17 protein-coding genes are annotated in these 16,291 nt (G+C 71.0%); 10 read left to right on the forward strand and 7 right to left on the reverse strand.

All coding sequences use genetic code 11. The features are described from left to right. Positions 1-35: 35 nt before the first annotated feature. Positions 36-560: a Fur family transcriptional regulator gene (locus I5731_RS09385; protein WP_328838498.1), complete on the reverse strand. Its 525-nt coding sequence runs from the start codon at positions 558-560 to the stop codon at positions 36-38. A 316-nt stretch (positions 561-876) separates the two neighbouring features. On the opposite strand from I5731_RS09385, the gene I5731_RS09390 reads away from it, so the two are divergent. From I5731_RS09390 to I5731_RS09400, 3 genes are all read left to right on the forward strand, one after another. After that, the gene (locus I5731_RS09390) at positions 877-1,659 is read left to right on the forward strand and encodes a 3-hydroxybutyrate dehydrogenase (protein WP_197311081.1); all 783 of its coding nucleotides are present in this window, start codon (positions 877-879) and stop codon (positions 1,657-1,659) included. Further along, positions 1,656-2,747 carry a patatin-like phospholipase family protein gene (locus I5731_RS09395; protein ID WP_235981650.1) on the forward strand — a complete coding sequence of 364 codons (1,092 nt, stop codon included), beginning with the start codon at positions 1,656-1,658 and terminating at the stop codon, positions 2,745-2,747. Before I5731_RS09390 ends, I5731_RS09395 begins: the two co-directional genes overlap by 4 nt. A 204-nt stretch (positions 2,748-2,951) precedes the next feature. Beyond that, on the forward strand, positions 2,952-3,803 hold the full coding sequence (locus tag I5731_RS09400) for an SDR family oxidoreductase (protein ID WP_197311082.1): 852 nt from the start codon (positions 2,952-2,954) through the stop codon (positions 3,801-3,803). Positions 3,804-3,819: 16 nt separating this feature from the next. Here the strand turns inward: I5731_RS09400 and I5731_RS09405 are convergent, their stop codons facing one another. Next, positions 3,820-4,254 (reverse strand): low affinity iron permease family protein, encoded by a 435-nt coding sequence (locus I5731_RS09405; protein ID WP_197311083.1) that lies wholly within the window; start codon positions 4,252-4,254, stop codon positions 3,820-3,822. 184 nt (positions 4,255-4,438) lie between these two features. Between I5731_RS09405 and I5731_RS09410 the strand changes: the two genes are divergently transcribed. Next, positions 4,439-4,996, forward strand: a complete 558-nt coding sequence (locus I5731_RS09410; protein ID WP_197311084.1) for an HNH endonuclease — start codon at positions 4,439-4,441, stop codon at positions 4,994-4,996. Positions 4,997-5,292: 296 nt separating this feature from the next. On the opposite strand, the gene I5731_RS09415 is transcribed toward I5731_RS09410, so the two are convergent. Further along, complete coding sequence (locus I5731_RS09415) at positions 5,293-6,195, reverse strand: SHOCT domain-containing protein (protein WP_197311085.1); 903 nt, start codon at positions 6,193-6,195, stop codon at positions 5,293-5,295. A gap of 189 nt (positions 6,196-6,384) precedes the next feature. On the opposite strand from I5731_RS09415, the gene yddG reads away from it, so the two are divergent. Then, positions 6,385-7,323 carry an aromatic amino acid exporter YddG gene (yddG, locus tag I5731_RS09420; RefSeq protein ID WP_197311086.1) on the forward strand — a complete coding sequence of 313 codons (939 nt, stop codon included), beginning with the start codon at positions 6,385-6,387 and terminating at the stop codon, positions 7,321-7,323. 7 nt (positions 7,324-7,330) lie between these two features. Here the strand turns inward: yddG and I5731_RS09425 are convergent, their stop codons facing one another. Both I5731_RS09425 and gloB read right to left on the reverse strand, forming a co-directional pair. Beyond that, on the reverse strand, positions 7,331-7,795 hold the full coding sequence (locus I5731_RS09425) for a cupin domain-containing protein (RefSeq protein ID WP_197311087.1): 465 nt from the start codon (positions 7,793-7,795) through the stop codon (positions 7,331-7,333). A gap of 21 nt (positions 7,796-7,816) precedes the next feature. Further along, positions 7,817-8,587: a hydroxyacylglutathione hydrolase gene (gene gloB / locus I5731_RS09430; RefSeq protein WP_197311088.1), complete on the reverse strand. Its 771-nt coding sequence runs from the start codon at positions 8,585-8,587 to the stop codon at positions 7,817-7,819. A 168-nt stretch (positions 8,588-8,755) separates the two neighbouring features. Here gloB and I5731_RS09435 point away from each other — a divergent pair, with 168 nt between their 5' ends. Together I5731_RS09435 and I5731_RS09440 are read left to right on the forward strand one after the other, a co-directional pair. After that, positions 8,756-9,523, forward strand: coding sequence for a class I SAM-dependent methyltransferase (locus I5731_RS09435; protein WP_197311089.1), 768 nt, complete (start codon positions 8,756-8,758; stop codon positions 9,521-9,523). Positions 9,524-9,637: 114 nt separating this feature from the next. Further along, positions 9,638-11,029 carry a diguanylate cyclase domain-containing protein gene (locus tag I5731_RS09440; RefSeq protein ID WP_197311090.1) on the forward strand — a complete coding sequence of 464 codons (1,392 nt, stop codon included), beginning with the start codon at positions 9,638-9,640 and terminating at the stop codon, positions 11,027-11,029. 22 nt (positions 11,030-11,051) lie between these two features. Here I5731_RS09440 and metW read toward each other — a convergent pair whose 3' ends face one another. Beyond that, complete coding sequence (gene metW / locus I5731_RS09445; RefSeq protein ID WP_197311091.1) at positions 11,052-11,696, reverse strand: methionine biosynthesis protein MetW; 645 nt, start codon at positions 11,694-11,696, stop codon at positions 11,052-11,054. After that, the gene (gene metX / locus I5731_RS09450; RefSeq protein ID WP_197311092.1) at positions 11,693-12,961 is read right to left on the reverse strand and encodes a homoserine O-acetyltransferase MetX; all 1,269 of its coding nucleotides are present in this window, start codon (positions 12,959-12,961) and stop codon (positions 11,693-11,695) included. Before metX ends, metW begins: the two co-directional genes overlap by 4 nt. A 272-nt stretch (positions 12,962-13,233) precedes the next feature. On the opposite strand from metX, the gene I5731_RS09455 reads away from it, so the two are divergent. The 3 genes from I5731_RS09455 to I5731_RS09465 all read left to right on the forward strand — a co-directional run bounded on the left by I5731_RS09455 (position 13,234) and on the right by I5731_RS09465 (position 16,286). Continuing rightward, entirely contained in the window at positions 13,234-14,145 is a 912-nt protein-coding gene (locus I5731_RS09455) for a chorismate mutase (protein WP_197311093.1), read from the forward strand. Positions 14,146-14,187: 42 nt separating this feature from the next. Beyond that, positions 14,188-15,309, forward strand: a complete 1,122-nt coding sequence (gene hisC / locus I5731_RS09460) for a histidinol-phosphate transaminase (RefSeq protein WP_197311094.1) — start codon at positions 14,188-14,190, stop codon at positions 15,307-15,309. 68 nt (positions 15,310-15,377) lie between these two features. After that, the gene (locus I5731_RS09465; protein ID WP_197311193.1) at positions 15,378-16,286 is read left to right on the forward strand and encodes a prephenate/arogenate dehydrogenase family protein; all 909 of its coding nucleotides are present in this window, start codon (positions 15,378-15,380) and stop codon (positions 16,284-16,286) included. The last annotated feature ends 5 nt before the right edge of the window (positions 16,287-16,291 follow it).

The following is a 16,291-nucleotide window of genomic DNA, read 5'->3' on the forward strand; positions in this document are numbered from 1 at the left end:
GGCCGAGCCGGACGGGGCGGGGCGTCATGCCGGGCTCAACCGGCGGTCTGGGCGGCGGGCGTGGCGGCATCGCCCTCCGCCTCGCGGCAGCGCCGGCAGCGGCCGCGGAGTTCGAGCACGGCGGAGCTCGGCAGAAAGCCGGTGCCGGCGGCGATGTGCTCGATGATGGCGAGCAACTCGGCCGGCTCGGCTTCTTCGGCGACGTTGCAGCTCTCGCAGAGCAGGAACACCACGGCCGGGTCGCCGGGGCCGTGCTCGTGCGAGCAGGCGAGGAAGGCGTTGCGGCTCTCGATGCGATGGGCGAAGCCGTTGCCGATCAAAAAGTCGAGCGCACGATAGACCGAGATCGGGCTCGGCCGGCGGCCGCGCACCGCCATGCGGTCGATGATCTCGTAGGCGCTCATCGGCACATGGTCGGCGAGCAGCACGTCGAGCACGTCGCGGCGCGGTGCCGTCATCTTCAGCCCGCGCGTCGCGCAGGTCTGCTCCACCCGCGCCATCGCCGAATGGCGGCAGCGGCTGTGGTCGTGGTCGTGGGTATGGTCGTGAGGCTCGGGCACGCCGTCTGTTCCATCGCCGCAGTGGCCCCTGATATAGCGGCGCGGGCGGGCGGAAGGAAGGCTCGGGCGGTCGGTTCGTGTCGAAGCGGGCCGCAGCCGGAGCCGGTCGGATCGCGACGATGTGAGGACGACCCCCTCGATCTTTTTCGCTTGAGCGCGCATTTACCGCAGTGCACACCAAACGGCGACGCCTCGCCGCACCGCCTTGCCAGCCCTTCTGGGGCCGGATCTCCGGCCGCGGCCTCCGACGGCGTCCCACCCGCCCGCAGATCCACACGGACGGTCACGCGCAATGCGCCAGATGAGGAGCCTCGCCATGCTCAAGGGAAAAGCCGCCGTCGTCACCGGATCCACCTCCGGCATCGGCCTCGCCGTCGCCACCGCCTTCGCCAAGGCCGGGGCCGACGTGATGCTGAACGGCTTCGGCGACGCCGCCGCGATCGAGGCGACGCGGGCGAAGCTCGCCGCCGACACCGGCGTCACGGTGCTCTATTCGGCGGCCGACATGTCGAAAGGCGCCGAGATCGCCGCGATGATCGCCGAGGCGCACGCCGCCTTCGGCCGGCTCGACATCCTCGTCAACAATGCCGGCATCCAGTTCGTCTCGCCGGTCGAGGATTTCCCGGTCGAGAAGTGGGACGCGATCATCGCGATCAACCTCTCCGCCGCCTTCCACGCGACGCGCGCCGCGATCCCGTTCATGAAGGCGCAGAAGTGGGGCCGGATCATCAACACCGCCTCGGCGCACGCCCTCGTCGCTTCGCCGTTCAAGTCGGCCTATGTCGCGGCGAAGCACGGCATCGCCGGCTTCACCAAGACGGTGGCGCTGGAAGTCGCCACCGCCGGCATCACGGTGAACGCGATCGCGCCGGGCTACGTCTGGACGCCGCTGGTCGAGAAGCAGATCCCCGACACCGCCAAGGCGCGCGGCATGACCGAGGAACAGGTGAAGCGCGAGGTGATCCTCGCCGCGCAGCCGACCAAGGAGTTCGTCACCGTCGAAGAGATCGCCGACCTCGCGCTCTATCTCGCCTCCGACAGCGCCCGCTCGATCACCGGCGCGGTGCTCTCCGTCGACGGCGGCTGGACGGCGGCATGAGCGAGGGGGCGAAGGTCGAGGGGGCGGGCCGCGACGCCGCCCCGGCGGGAGCGCGCGACATGAAGCTCATGAGCCGCGTCAAGCCCGTCAACCTCGCCCTGCAGGGTGGCGGCGCGCACGGCGCCTTCACCTGGGGCGTGCTCGACCGGCTGCTCGAGGACGGGCGCATCGGCTTCGAGGCGATCTCCGGCACCAGCGCCGGCGCGATGAACGCGGTGGTGCTCGCAGCCGGGCTCGAGGCCGGCGGGCTCGACGGCGCCCGCGCGGCGCTCGATCGCTTCTGGCGCAGCGTCAGCCTCGAGGGGCGCATCGCCGGGCCGCGCACCTCGCTGATCGAAAGCTGGTTCGGGGCCTGGCGGATGCCGTTCGACGTGCCGCGCTTCCCGTTCTTCGATCTCCTTTCGCGCGTCGCCAGCCCCTACGACCTCAACCCGCTCAACATCAACCCGCTGCGCGACCTCGTCGCCGAGCAGGTCGATTTCGACAAGGTACGCAGCTGCCGCAAGCTGAAGCTGTTCATCTCGGCGACCAATGTCGCGACCGGCAAGATCAAGGTGTTCACCAACGCCGAGCTGACGCCCGAGGCGGTGATGGCCTCGGCCTGCCTGCCGTTCCTGTTCCAGGCGGTAGAGGTGGACGGCGAGCACTACTGGGACGGCGGCTACATGGGCAACCCGGCGCTGTTTCCGTTCTTCGGCATGACGAAGACGCCGGACATCCTGCTCGTCCAGATCAACCCCATCGAACGGCGCGAGGTGCCGCGCGAGGCGCAGGGAATCGTCGAGCGGGTCAACGAGATCACCTTCAATGCCTCGCTGCTGCGCGAACTGCGCGCCATCGACTTCGTCAACCGGCTGATCGCCGAGGACCGCCTCGACCGCACCCGCTACCACGAGCACTTCGTGCACCGGATCGAGGGCGCCGAGGCGATGGGGGCGTTCAATGCTTCGACCAAGCTCGACACCTCGTTCCACTTCTTCGAGGAGCTGAAGGAGATCGGCCGGACGGCGGCGGAGAGTTTTCTCGACCGGCATTTCAAGGACGTCGGCCGCCGCGGCACGGTGGATCTCCGGGGCGCGTTCATGTGATAGGCGCCGGCCGGCAAGGATCCCTCCCCCTCGTGGGGAGGGTGGCCCGGCGAAGCCGGGTCGGGAGGGGTGACGGCGTCGCCTCGATTTGCCGAGAGGCCGTAACCCCTCCCGGCTCGCTGCGCTCGCCACCCTCCCCACAAGGGGGAGGGATGGTGCATGATCGCTTCGCCTTGTCCTGACCCTTCCAATCCCGGGAACCCCATGACCGCCACCCCCGACCGCCGCGTCATCCTCATCACCGGGGCCTCCTCGGGCATCGGCTTTGCCGCCGCGCGCGACATGGCGGCGCGCGGCTGGCGGGTGTTCGCGACGGCGCGGACGGAGGAGGACCGGGCGAAACTGGCGCTGCTGCCCGGCGTCGAGCCGGTGCACCTCGACTATGCCGACCCGGCCTCGATCGCCGCCTGCGCAGAAACGGTGCTCGCCGCCACCGGCGGGCGGATCGATGCGCTCTTCAACAACGGCGCCTATGGCCAGCCGGGCGCGGTGGAGGATCTCCCCACCGCGGCGCTGAAGGCGCAGTTCGAGGTCAACGTGTTCGGCTGGCACGACCTCACCTGCCGCGTGCTGCCGGCGATGCGGGCGCGCGGCGGCGGGCGGATCGTGCAGTGCTCGTCGATCCTCGGCTTCATCGCGCTGAAGTACCGCGGCGCCTACATAGCCTCGAAGCACGCGGTGGAGGGGCTGACCGATACGCTGCGGCTCGAGGTGCGCGGCGCCGGCATCCACGTCTCGTCGATCCGGCCGGGGCCGATCGCCACCCGCTTCGTCGAGACCAGCATGAAGATGTTCCGCCAGAACATCGACATCCCGTCGTCGCCGCACCGGGCGGCCTACGAAAAGCGGCTCGCCAAGATGCAGATGGGCGGCGAGAACAAATGGAAGCTGCAGCCGGAAGCCGTGGTCGCCTGCCTGATCCACGCCTGCGAGAGCCCGGATCCGAAGCCCTATTACAGCGTCACCTTCCCGACCAAGCTGCTCTGGGTGCTGAAGCGCCTCGTGCCGTCGCGCAGCTTCGTCAAGCTGCTGCGCTGGGTGTCGAACCGCGAATAGCGCCGACGGATCGGCGTTACTTCAGCGCGATCAGCCGCTCGAAGGCGCGGCGCGGATAGTCGGCTTCGCCGAGCGCGTTCAGCTCGGTGTCGAGTTCGGCCGCGTCGTCCTCGATGCGCTTGCGGATCTTCTCGAGCTCGTCGTCGGTCAGATGCTCGATGCCGATGAAGAGGTTGCGGGCCTCTGCTGTCGCGCGGATCAATTCGTCGAGCTTTGCCTGCACGGCGGCGGCGTCGCGGTTCTGGGTGTTCTGGATCAGGAACACCATCAGGAAGGTGACGATGGTGGTGCCCGTGTTGATGACGAGCTGCCAGGTGTCGGAAAAGCCGAACAGCGGGCCGGTGACGATCCAGACCAGCACCATCGCGCAGCAGATCGCGAAGGTGAACGGCTTGCCGGTCCAGTGGGCGATGCGGCTGGCGAGGTCGGTGAACAGGCGGCTGAAATTCATCGGGGGCCTCTGGCGAAGAAATCGAATCGCGGTAGCTTGAGGGGGTGGGCGCCTTCGGGCCTGCGGCGGATGGTGAACCGAAGGATGGAGTTCTGCACGCTTCACAGACCTGACACAGACGCTATACATTATGCGGGCGTCATCCTCGGGGTGACCGAGGAGAGGCGGTAGAGAGGAGCGAGAGGTGACGATCGCGGTCTCGCCGGACGGTCATCCGGCTCTGGTTCTCAACGCGGACTACCGTCCGCTGAGCTACTATCCGCTGTCGCTGTGGTCGTGGCAGGACGCCGTGAAAGCCGTGTTCCTCGACCGCGTCAACATCGTCTCCGAATACGACGTCGCGGTGCGCAGCCCGACGTTCGAATTCCGCCTGCCGTCCGTCGTCTGCCTGAAGTCCTATGTGCGCCCGTCGCGCCATCCGGCCTTCACGCGGTTCAACGTGTTCCTGCGCGATCGCTTCCAGTGCCAGTACTGCGGCTCGAAGGACGAACTCACCTTCGACCACCTGATCCCGCGCTCGCGCGGCGGCCAGACGACGTGGGAGAACGTGATCACCGCGTGCTCGCCGTGCAATCTCAAGAAGGCGAACAAGTCGCTGAAGGAATCCGGGCTGAACCCGTTCCAGATGCCCTATTCGCCGAGCGTGCAGGACCTGCACAACAACGGCCGGCTGTTCCCGCCGAACTACCTGCACGACAGCTGGCTCGACTTCCTCTACTGGGACACCGAGCTCGATCCGTGAGGCGCGAGGGCGCGCCGAGCTGCAACATCCTCCGGGATGCGCACAGCTCTCCGATTCAGCAGGCGGCGAAGTCGGGCGTTCCCGACCTCGTCCTTCGAGACGGCCCTGCGGGCCTCCTCAGGATGAGGTCTTCGAGAGTTTCAGTACGACGTCTTCCGCCGTTTTTCTCGGTAAAACAGCTACATAACCTTTCCCCTCACCCTGAGGAAGCCGCGCAAGCGTCTGTCTCGAAGGGCGAGGGAAAAGCCGGGGCGTCCGCGTGACGATATCAGTCCGGCGCCCGGTGCCGTGATCCATCAGAGCCGGCTCAGCAATTCCCGTTTCTTCTCGGCAAATTCCTCGTCGCTGAGCACGCCGCGGTCGCGCAGGGCGGCGAGGCGTTCGATCAGGTCGAGCGGGTCGCCGGCGACGGGCGTCGCGACGCGCGGCGTCGGGCTCGGGGCGTCGGCCGGGATGATCACGGCCGCGCCCGCGGGCGGGCTCGAGATCGAATCCTGCCAGGCATCGCCGCCGAAGGTCTCGGTCGTCTCGCCGGGGATTTCGTCCCGGTCGAGATAGTCGGATGTCCCGCCCTGCTGCTGATACTGCGACGGGTTCTGGGACGAGTTCTGGGGCTCGGCGTCGACGCGGCGCAGATCGCTCGCGCGCACCGTGCCGTGCTGGCTCTGGAACGAGAGGTCGCGGCCGGAGCCCTGCTGCTGCGAGACGCCGCCGATCAGGTGGTCGCCGGTGTCGTAGACGATCACGCCGCTGCCGTCGTCGATGGCGAGGCGGCGGGTGTCCGGGAACACGGCGTAGCGCATGCCGTTCTGGCTGCCGCTCGACGATGGCTGGCCGAGGTCGGCCGGCCAGCCGGGCGAACCGGCGAACGCGCCGAACGACGATCCCTGACCGCCGCTCTCCAGCGATCGGGCGAACGGCGAGCCGTTGTCGGCGAGCGCGGCGGCGAGTTCGTCGGCGAGGCTGCCGACGCGGTTGCGCAGGCCGTTGTTGAACATGTCGCCGATCATCAGCATGCCGCCGCGGCTCCATTGGCCCATGCCGCCGAATTCGGGGTGGCTGAACTGGGCCATCTGGCCGCCGCCGGCCTGCATGGCGACGAGCAGGGTGGACGCGGCGTCGGCCGAGAAGCCGTGGCGGCCGGCGATCTCCTCGATGCGGTGACGGGCTTCCTGGGACAACGGCGAGGCGGTGGTCATGACGGCTCTCCAAGGGCGGCCCGGCGCAGTATGCAGGGGCCGGCGGTGCCCCGGGTGGCGGGGCGGGCGGCCGAAGCCGATTGCGCGGCGGGAACAGCTGCGCTTATAGACGGCAACGCCGCCGCGAGGCGAGCGGTTCCCACCCGATCCGATCGCGACGCCGTTCGCGGCGAGCCCTGCGAGCGATCCATGCCGCGTTCCTCCCTCCCCACCGAGGCCGTGCCTCCGGACACCGCGCCGCCCCGCGCGCCGGCCGACCGCCGCCGCCGCGCCACGCTGGTCGGCCTCACCGCCGTGCTGATGTGGTCGCTGCTCGGGGTGTTCGCGGCCGGCACCGGCGCGGTGCCGCCGTTCCTGCTCAACGGGCTGTGCTTCGGGCTCTCCGGGCTCGGCGCGCTCGGCTGGCTGCTCATCTCCGGGCGCGGCCTCGGCGCGCTGCGCCAGCCGGCGCATGTCTGGCTGCTCGGCACCTTCGGCCTGTTCGGCTTCCACGCGCTCTATTTCACGGCGATCCGCAACGCGCCGCCGGTCGAGGCGAACCTCATCAACTACCTCTGGCCGCTGCTGATCGTGCTGTTCTCCGGGCTTTTGCCCGGCGAGCGGCTGCGCTGGCACCATGTCGCCGGCGTCGCGATCGGCTTCATCGGCGCCGGGCTGCTGATCACGGGGGGCGGCGGGCTCGACCTCTCGGGCGGTCACGCGCTCGGCTACGGCGCGGCGATCGCCTCGGCGCTGACCTGGTCGAGCTATTCGGTGCTGTCGCGCCGGCTGCCGGAGGTGCCGACCGAGGCGGTGACCGGCTTCTGCCTCGTCACCGCGCTGCTGAGCTTCGCCGGGCACGCGCTGTTCGAGACCACGGTCTGGCCGGCGGGGGCGTTCGAGTGGACGATGGTCGCGGGGCTCGCGGTGTTCCCGGTCGGCCTCGCCTTCTTCGTCTGGGACTACGGCGTCAAGCGCGGCGACATCCAGGTGCTCGGCGCCTCGGCCTATGCGGCGCCGGTGCTGTCGACGCTGCTGCTCATCCTGTTCGGCTTCGGGGCGTTCACGCTGAATGCCGCGCTCGCCTGCGCCCTCGTCACCGGCGGCGCGCTGCTCGCCGGCAAGGACCTGTTCCTGAAGCGCGGCTGATGGCGGTTCAACTCCGCGGTCGCGGCCGCGGATACCAGTCGGGCGGAGCGAGTTCGAAGCCGGCGAAGCGGAAGCCGGGCGCCACCGTGCAGCCGACCAGCGTCCAGGGCCCGAGGCTCTCGGCGGTCTGCCACCAGCCGGGCGGCACCACGGCCTGCGGCCGCTGACCCTGGCCAAGCTCCGGTCCGAGATGATGCGCCTCGGCGTCGTGGCCGTTCGGCGACAAGGTCAGCGCCAGCGGCGCCCCGGCGTGCCAGTGCCAGACCTCGGCCGCGTCGATCCGGTGCCAGGCCGAGAGTTCCCCCGCCCCGAGCAGATAGTAGATCGCCGTCGAGCGCGCGCGCCCGTCCGGCCCCTCGATGTCCTCGAAGGTCTGGCGATAGTGGCCGCCTTCGGGGTGCGGCCGAAGATCGAGCAGGCGGATCACCTCGGCGGCGGAGAGGGCGCGGGCGGCATCGGTCGGGCTCGTCATCGGGGGCTCTCCGGTGGAGGGTCAGCCGCGGTTCTTGCGCTCGCGGATCTCGGCGAACACCGCGACGGCCGGGTGGCCGGCGAGGCCGACCTGGGCCGCGATCGCCGGCTCGCCGGCGCGCAGGAACGGGTTGGTCGCGATCTCCGCGCCGATCGTCGAGGGGATCGTCGGCCGGCCGGCGGCGCGGGCCGCCTCGACCTCGGCCGCCCGGGCGACGAGGGCGGCGTTGCCCGGGTCGATGCCGAGGGCGAAGCGGGCGTTGGAGAGGGTGTATTCGTGGCCGCAGTAGACGGCGGTCTCGGGCGGCAGCGCCGCGAGGCGGAGCAGCGATGCCCACATGTCGGCCGGCGTGCCCTCGAACAGCCGCCCGCAGCCGAGCGCGAACAGCGTGTCGCCGGTGAAGACCGCGGCGATCTCGGGCAGATGATAGGAGAGGTGGCCCGCGGTGTGGCCCGGGGTGGCGAGCGCGGTGACGGCAAGGCCGGCGACCGTCGCGGTTTCGCCGTCACCGAGCGTGCCGTCGAGCCCGGCGATCCGCGACGCCTCGGCGGCGGGGCCGAGCACGCGGGCGCCGCTCGCCGCTTTCAGGGCGGCGAGGCCGCCGACGTGGTCGTGGTGGTGGTGGGTGATCAGGATGTCGGTGAGCTGCCAGCCGCGGGCGGCGAGTTCGGCCGCGATCGGCGCTTCCTCGGGCGCATCGACCAGCAGCGTGCCGCCGCCGTCCGGCCGGTGGACGAGGACGGCGTAGTTGTCGCTGAGGCACGGGATGACGGCGATCTCGACGTCGGGCATGGCAAACTCCTCGTTGGTCCTCGGCTCGCCGCCGGGCGGGCGGGTTGCCGCCGGGCGGCCGTCACCGCATGTTAGGCGGTGTGTGCGACGCTGGTACGGACGGCCAGACCTTAAGCAGTCGGCACCGGGGTGCCAACGGCGCAGACGTCGGCGGCAGCAAGGGACAGCATGTATCTCGACGTCATCGACCTGCGCGACTTCTACGCCGAAGAGCTCGGGGCGACGGTGCGGCAGATCCTGCTCGACCGCATCCGCGGCGCCTGGCCGAACGTGCGCGGCGACCGGCTGCTCGGCCTCGGCTATGCGACGCCCTATCTCGGCGCCTTCCGCGAGGAGGCCGAGCGCACCATCGCCTTCATGCCGGCGGCGCAGGGGGTGGTGAACTGGCCCGGCGACGGGCCGTCGGCCGCCGCCCTTGTCGTCGACGACATGCTGCCGCTGCCCGACGCGGCGGTCGACCGGGTGCTGGTGGTGCACGCGCTGGAGATGGCGAACGACCCGCGCGAGGTGCTGCGCGAGGTGTGGCGCGTGCTGTCGCCGGGCGGGCGGCTGCTGATCGTGGTGCCGAACCGGCGCGGGCTCTGGGCGCGGGTCGACAGCTCGCCCTTCGGCTACGGCCGGCCGTTCTCGCGCACCCAGCTCACCGCGCTGCTGCGCGAAAGCCTGTTCTCGCCGGTCGCCTGGCGCGAGGCGCTGCACATGCTGCCGGTAAAGCGCCGGCGGGTGCGGCGGCCGTCGTCGCCGTGGGAGCGGATCGGCGCCCGCTTCTGGCCGGCGTTCGCTGGCGTCATCATCGTCGAGGCGACGAAACAGCTCTACCAGGGCCTGCCGGTGCGCAAGCCGGCGCAGGTGCGCGCCTCGTTCCGGCCGAGCCTGATCCCGGCCGGCGTGCGGCCGACGGCGGGGCGGAGCGCGCCCGAGCAGCCGGCGGGCTGAGCCGATCCCAGGGGTCGTGTGCGCAAACGTTAGGCATTGCGCAAGTGCCCTGCTCCATAGTGCCCCGAACGTCCTCGAACGGCAGACCTGATCGTGATCGAAGGCTCGAATCGCATGTTCCTGCGCCGGGTCATCCTGCCCTTGGCGGGATTGATCGTTCTCTTGCTCGTCGGGGCGGGGATCGGCATGACGGTGACGTCGCGCTACCAGACGGAAGTCGCGATCGGCGAGCAGGTCCGGCTGGCCGAGGGGGCATTGGCGGTGCACGGCGGCCAGCTCGCCAAGGCCGCGGCCGACTATGGCAACTGGGACGACGCGGTCGTCGCCCTCGTCGACCGGTTCGACGCCGACTGGGCCGAGGTCAACATCGGGCAGGGCAGCGAGACGAGCTACGGCGCCGAGTTCGCCTTCGTCGTCGACGACGAGGACCGCACCATCTATTCGCGGATCGCCGGCGTCAGCGGCGCGACACCGTTCAGCCGCGTGCTGGACGGGGCGGCCGGCGACCTGATCGCGCGCTGGCGGCGCGGCGATCCGGTCCGCGCCGCGACCGGCCTCGTCGAGGCGTCCGGCGTCCCTGCCGTGATGGCGATCGCGCCGGTGCGGCCCTACAACGATACCGAACGGCCGCAGCAGACCGGCTACGGCATCATCTTCGTCGATGTGCTCGACGAGGCCCTGCTCGCCAATCTCGCGCGGACCTACCTGCTGCCGGGCCTCCGCATCGTCGGACCGGACGTCGCCGGGGTCGATTACCGCGCCTCGTCCCCGATCGCGATGCATGCTGCGGGCGCCACCGGTGCCGAGCCGCGCTTCCTCGCCTGGGACCCCGCTCGCCCCGGCGATCTCCTGATGGAGCGGGCGGCCCCGGTCCTCGCCATGATCGCCATCGCCTTCCTCGCGATGACCGTGCTGGTGCTGCGCCATGCCGCGGAGGCCGCCCAGCTCATTCGCCAGAGCGAGGCGCGGGCGCTGCACGACGCGCTCACCGGCCTGCCGAACCGCATCCTGCTGCAGGACCGGCTCGAGCGGGTCGTCACCGGGATCAGCAAGCGGGTGCACGGGGTCGCGGTGCTCTTTCTCGACCTCGACGGCTTCAAGGCGGTCAACGACCGGTACGGCCATGATGCCGGCGACGACCTCTTGCAGCAATTCGCGGCGCGGCTGGAGCGCTGCATCCGCGAGATCGATACTGTCGCCCGCTTCGGCGGCGACGAATTTGCCGTGGTGCTGCCGGGCGAGACAGACCATGACCGCATCCGCGCCCTTGCCGAGGCGATCATGGCGGACGTCGCCCGCCCGTTCCGCCTGCGCTCCGGACCGGCCGAGATCGGCGTCAGCATCGGCGTCGCCATCGCCCCGGGCGACGGCACCGCCGCCGCCGAACTGCTGCGCAAGGCCGACGTCGCGCTCTACCGGGCCAAGGCCGAGGGCAAGGGCCGGGTGCGGTTCTTCACCGAGCCTTCCGAGCGACCGGATCCTGCGCCGCGGCACGCACCGGTCTGAGCGGCCGCAAGCAGGCCGCCCGTCAGCGCCGCTTCAGCAGGAACACGGCCTGCGCGCCGATCAGGTTCCACACCCACCACGGCGCGTTGAACGGCACGCGGTTGCCGTTGCCGTCGAGCGCCACGGCCTTTTCCACCGTCGCACCGATCTCGCGGCAGAGGGCGACGAAGTCGCGGATCGTGCAGAAGTGGATGTTGGGCGTGTCGTACCAGCTGTACGGCAGGCGCTCGCTGACCGGCATGCGGCCGCCGAACATCAGACGCAGGCGGACGTCCCAGTAGCCGAAGTTCGGGAACGAGACGATCGCCTTGTCGCCGATGCGCAGGAGTTCCTGCAGCACGGTCTTCGGCGCCATGGTCGCCTGGATCGTTTGGCTGAGCACGGCGTAGTCGAAGCCGCGGTCGGGGTAATAGGCGAGGTCGCGGTCGGCGTCGCCCTGGATCACCGACAGGCCGCGCGCGACGCAGGCGTTCACCCCCGCCTGGCTGAGTTCGATGCCGCGCCCGTCGACCCCCTTCTCGGCGGCGAGATAGGCGAGCAGGTCGCCGTCGCCGCAGCCGATATCGAGCAGTCGGGCGCCGGGCGCGACGAGCTCGGCGACGACGCGCAGGTCATTGCGGATCCGTGCCGGCGCCGGCCGGGTGGAGGGGGTTGCCGCGTCGCTCACCGGCCGCCTCCGCGCTGGACAACGGCCTTGACGGCGGGCTGGGTCGGCGGGGCGTCGCCGGCAATCCGGGGTGCCGCTGGTCCCTCGATGCCGCGGGCGCGGGCGGCGCCGGTGAGGAAGCCGCGCACGGTGGCGAACAACTCCGGCTCGTCGAGCAGGAAGGCGTCGTGGCCGCGGTCGCTGGCGATCTCGACGAAGGAGACGTTGGCGCCGGCGGCGTTGAGCGCGTGCACCACCGCCTTGCTCTCGGTGGTCGGGAATAGCCAGTCGGTGGTGAACGAGGCGACGCAGAACCGCGTCCTGGTGCCGGCGAAGGCGTGCGCCAGCACGCCGCCGTGCGGGGCGGCGAGGTCGAAGTAGTCCATCGCCCGCGTCACGTAGAGATAGGAATTCGCGTCGAACCGGTCGACGAAGCTCATGCCCTGGTGGCGCAGGTAGCTCTCGATCTGGAAGTCCGCCTCGAAGCCGAAGGTGACGCGCTCGCGGTCCTGCAGGTTGCGGCCGAACTTCGCGTGCAGCGACTGGCCGGACATGTAGGTGATGTGCGCCGCCATGCGCGCGACGGCGAGGCCCTTGCGCGGGCTGCGGCCGGCCTCGAGATAGGCGCCGCGGCACCAGTCCGGATCGGCCATCACCGCCTGGCGGCCGACCTCGTGGAAGGCGATGTTCTGCGAGGAGTGGCGCGCGCCGGTGGCGATCGGCACCGCGGCGAACACACGCTCGGGGTAGGCGGCCGCCCATTCGAGCACCTGCATGCCGCCCATCGAGCCGCCGACGACGGCGAACAGCGTGTCGATGCCGAGGCTCTCCACCAGCGCCGCCTGGGCGCGCACCATGTCGGGAATGGTGATCAGCGGCAGGTCGACGCCGTAGGGCCGGCCTGTCGCGGGATCGGTGCTCGCCGGGCCGGTGGTGCCCATGCAGCCGCCGAGCACGTTGGCGCAGATGACGAAGAAGCGGTCGGTGTCGACCGGGCGGCCGGGGCCGACCATCAGCCCCCACCAGCCGGGCTTGCCCGTCACCGGGTTCGGGCTCGCGACATACTGGTCGCCGGTCAGCGCATGGCAGACCAGCACCGCATTGCTGCGGTCGGCGTTGAGCTTGCCGACGGTGGTGTAGGCGATCTGCCAGGGGCTGAGCAGTGCGCCGCCGTCGAGCCGCAACGGCTGGTCGTCGCCGAAGCGGGCGACGAGGCTCGACGGCCGGTCCGCCTCGCGGCGCCGGCGCCGTTCCGTCTCGTCGAAGTCGTCCGCCGCGCTTCCCATCGGTGGGCCCGTTCCGCCTCGTTGTCGCCGCGGCGTCGCAAGCCCGGCCCCGGAAGTGGAGCGTAGCTAGGGAGCGGGGCCCCCCGCTGTCAACACCGGCGCCATCAACAGGCGGTGCGCGCTGGCGGCCGCGGCACGCGATCACATTCCCCGGCCGCGTTTCCCTTTTGCCTTTCGCGGGTGCGTTGCCTATGAATAGCGCCCGGCCGCCGGCCCCGTGCCGCCGGCCCTTCATCCATCGTTCCGACGAGCTGACGCCGACGAGTTGCCCGATGAGCGCTGACGACAGACCCCGCGCCGCGGCGACCCCGACCGCTTCGGACGAGACCCCCATCACCGCCACGCCGGCGCCCGGCAGCCCCGCCGCGCTCGCCGAGCTGCGCGGGCGGATCGACGCGCTCGACGCCGAGATGCACCAGCTCCTCGTCCAGCGCAGCGAGATCATCGAGGCGCTGATTTCGGTGAAGGGCACCGACCGGCCCGGCGCCGCCTTCCGCCCGGCGCGCGAGGCCTCGATGATGCACGCGCTCGTCGACCGCCACCGCGGCCGGCTGCCGATCGTCACCATCGAGCACGTCTGGCGCGAGATCATCTCGACCTTCACCTGGCTGCAGCAGGGCTACACCGTGCACGTCGCCACCGGCGACGCGCACGAGACGCGCGACATCGCCCGCTTCTACTTCGGCTTCACGGTGCCGTTCGTCACCACCGAGCGCCCCGAGGAGGCGATCGCCGCCGTCGGCCGCTCGACCTCCGACCTCGCGGTGATTCGCATCGGCGCGGTCGAGGGGGCCTGGTGGAGCCGGCTCGGCACGGCGGACGAGCCGCGCATCATCGGCCGACTGCCGTTCATCGACCAGCCCGGCCGGCCGGTGGCGACGCCGGCCGTGGTGATCTCGATGGCGCTGAAGGATCCCGTCGCGCCCGAGATCGCCGTCTTTTCGACCACCGGCCCGGCCGACGCCGCGGCCCGCGCCCGGCTCGCCGCGGCCGGCATCGACGTCATCGCCCATGCCGGCCTCGCCTCGGGCGCCACCGCGCTGCTCGTCGCCGTCGACACGGCAGAGGGCGATGCCGATCCCGTCGCGGTCGTCGCCGCCGCGGCCGCGGCCGGCGTCGCGCTCGGCCCGCTGCGTGCCGTCGGTGGCTATGCCCGTCCGATCGTGCTGCCCGCCGCCGACTGACCGTTTTGTCCTTATCGCGTTCCTGAACGGAGCCCGCCGCCGATGACCGCCGCCACCGCCCGTCCCGCCTCGCGCCCCACGCCGCGCCCGGGCGTCCTCGCGATCGAGGCCTATGTTCCGGGTCGCTCCAAGGCGGCGCCGGGCGTCAAGCTGTTCAAGCTCTCGTCGAACGAGACGCCGCTCGGGCCGAGCCCGCAGGCGATCGCCGCCTATCACGGCGTCGCCGACAAGCTCGAGCTCTATCCCGACGGCGCCTCGACGGAGCTGCGTGAGGCGATCGCCGGCGCCTATGGCCTCAACCCGGCGAACATCGTCTGCGGCAACGGCTCGGACGACCTGCTCGAGCTCGTCACCCACGCCTATATCGGCCCGGGCGACGAGGGCGTGTTCACCGAGCACGGCTTCCTCGTCTACCGCATCGCGATCCTCGCGGCGGGCGGCACGCCGGTGGTGGTGCCGGAGACGGGCTTCACCGCCGACGTCGACGCGATCCTCGCCGCGGTGACGCCGCGCACCAAGATCGTCTTCCTCGCCAACCCGAACAACCCGACCGGCACGTATCTGCCGATCACCGAGGTGAAGCGCCTGCATGCGGGGTTGCCGCCCGAGGTGCTGCTGGTGCTCGATGCGGCCTATGCGGAATATGTCCGCCGCAACGACTACGAGGCCGGCATCGAGCTGATCGGTGCCTCCGAGAACGTGGTGATGACGCGGACCTTCTCGAAGATCCACGGCCTCGCGGCGCTGCGCATCGGCTGGCTCTACGGCCCGGCGCACGTCGTCGACGCGGTCAACCGGGTGCGCGGACCGTTCAACGTCTCGGCCGCCTCGATCGCCGCCGGCGTCGCGGCGATCGGCGACAAGGGCTTCATGGAGGCCGCCGTCGCGCACAACAGCCACTGGCTCGAGGTCGTCACCACGGAGCTTGCCGCGCTCGGGCTCACCGTGACGCCGAGCGTCGGCAATTTCGTGCTGATCCACCTGCCCGAAGCGGCCGGCAAGGACGCCGCCGCGGCGGACGAGTTCCTCGTCTCGCGCGGCATCGTGCTGCGCCGGGTTGCGGCCTACGGCCTGCCGAACGCGCTGCGGATGACGATCGGCTCGGAAGAGGCGAACCGCGCCACGATCGCGGCGTTCGCCGAGTTCCTCGGGGGGGCGCGTTGAGCGACGCAGGGAACGACGGCGCCATCGCCGCGCCAGCACCCGTGCCGATTCCGGTGCCGGCGCAGCCGATGTTCGGCCGCGTCGCCATCATCGGCATCGGGCTGATCGGCTCGTCGATCGCCCGCGCGGTGCGGGCGCGCGGGCTCGCCCGCCACATCGCCATCGCCGACCGCTCCGCCGATCACCTCGAGCGCGCCGAGGCGCTCGGGCTCGGCGACAGCCTGCACGCCGGCGCGGACGCCGCCGTCGTGGGCGCCGATCTGGTGGTTGCCTGCGTGCCGGTCGGGGCCTGCGAGGAGGTCGCGAAGCTGATCGCGCGCGATCTCGCCCCCGGCGCCATCGTTACCGACGTCGGCTCGGTGAAGGGCTCCGTCGTGCGACAGATGCGGCCGCACCTGCCGGCCGGCATCCACTTCATTCCCGGCCATCCGGTGGCGGGCACCGAGTTTTCCGGTCCCGACGCGGGCTTTGCCGACCTCTTCGACGGGCGCTGGTGCATCCTGACGCCGCCGTCGGACGACGTCGATGCGGACGCGATCGCGCGGCTCACGGCGTTCTGGCGCGCGCTCGGCTCCAACGTCGAATGCATGACGCCGGACCATCACGACCTGGTGCTGGCGATTACCAGCCACGTGCCGCACCTCATCGCCTACAACATCGTCGGCACCGCCGACGACCTCGAGGCGGTGACGCAGTCGGAGGTGATGAAGTTCTCGGCCGGCGGCTTCCGCGACTTTACTCGCATCGCGGCGTCGGATCCGACCATGTGGCGCGACGTGTTCCTGCACAATCGCGAGGCGGTGATCGAGGTGCTCGGCCGCTTCACCGAAGACCTGATCGCGCTGCAGCGGCATATCCGCTGGGGGGAGGGCGACGATCTGTTCGAGCTCTTCACCCGCACCCGCGCCATCCGCCGCGGCATCATCGGCATGGGCCAGGAAACGCCGGCGGCGGACTTCGGCCGGCGCAAGGGCTGAGCCCC

It is taken from the genome of Methylobrevis albus (genome assembly GCF_015904235.1).
Taxonomy (GTDB): Bacteria; Pseudomonadota; Alphaproteobacteria; order Rhizobiales; family Pleomorphomonadaceae; genus Methylobrevis_A; species Methylobrevis_A albus.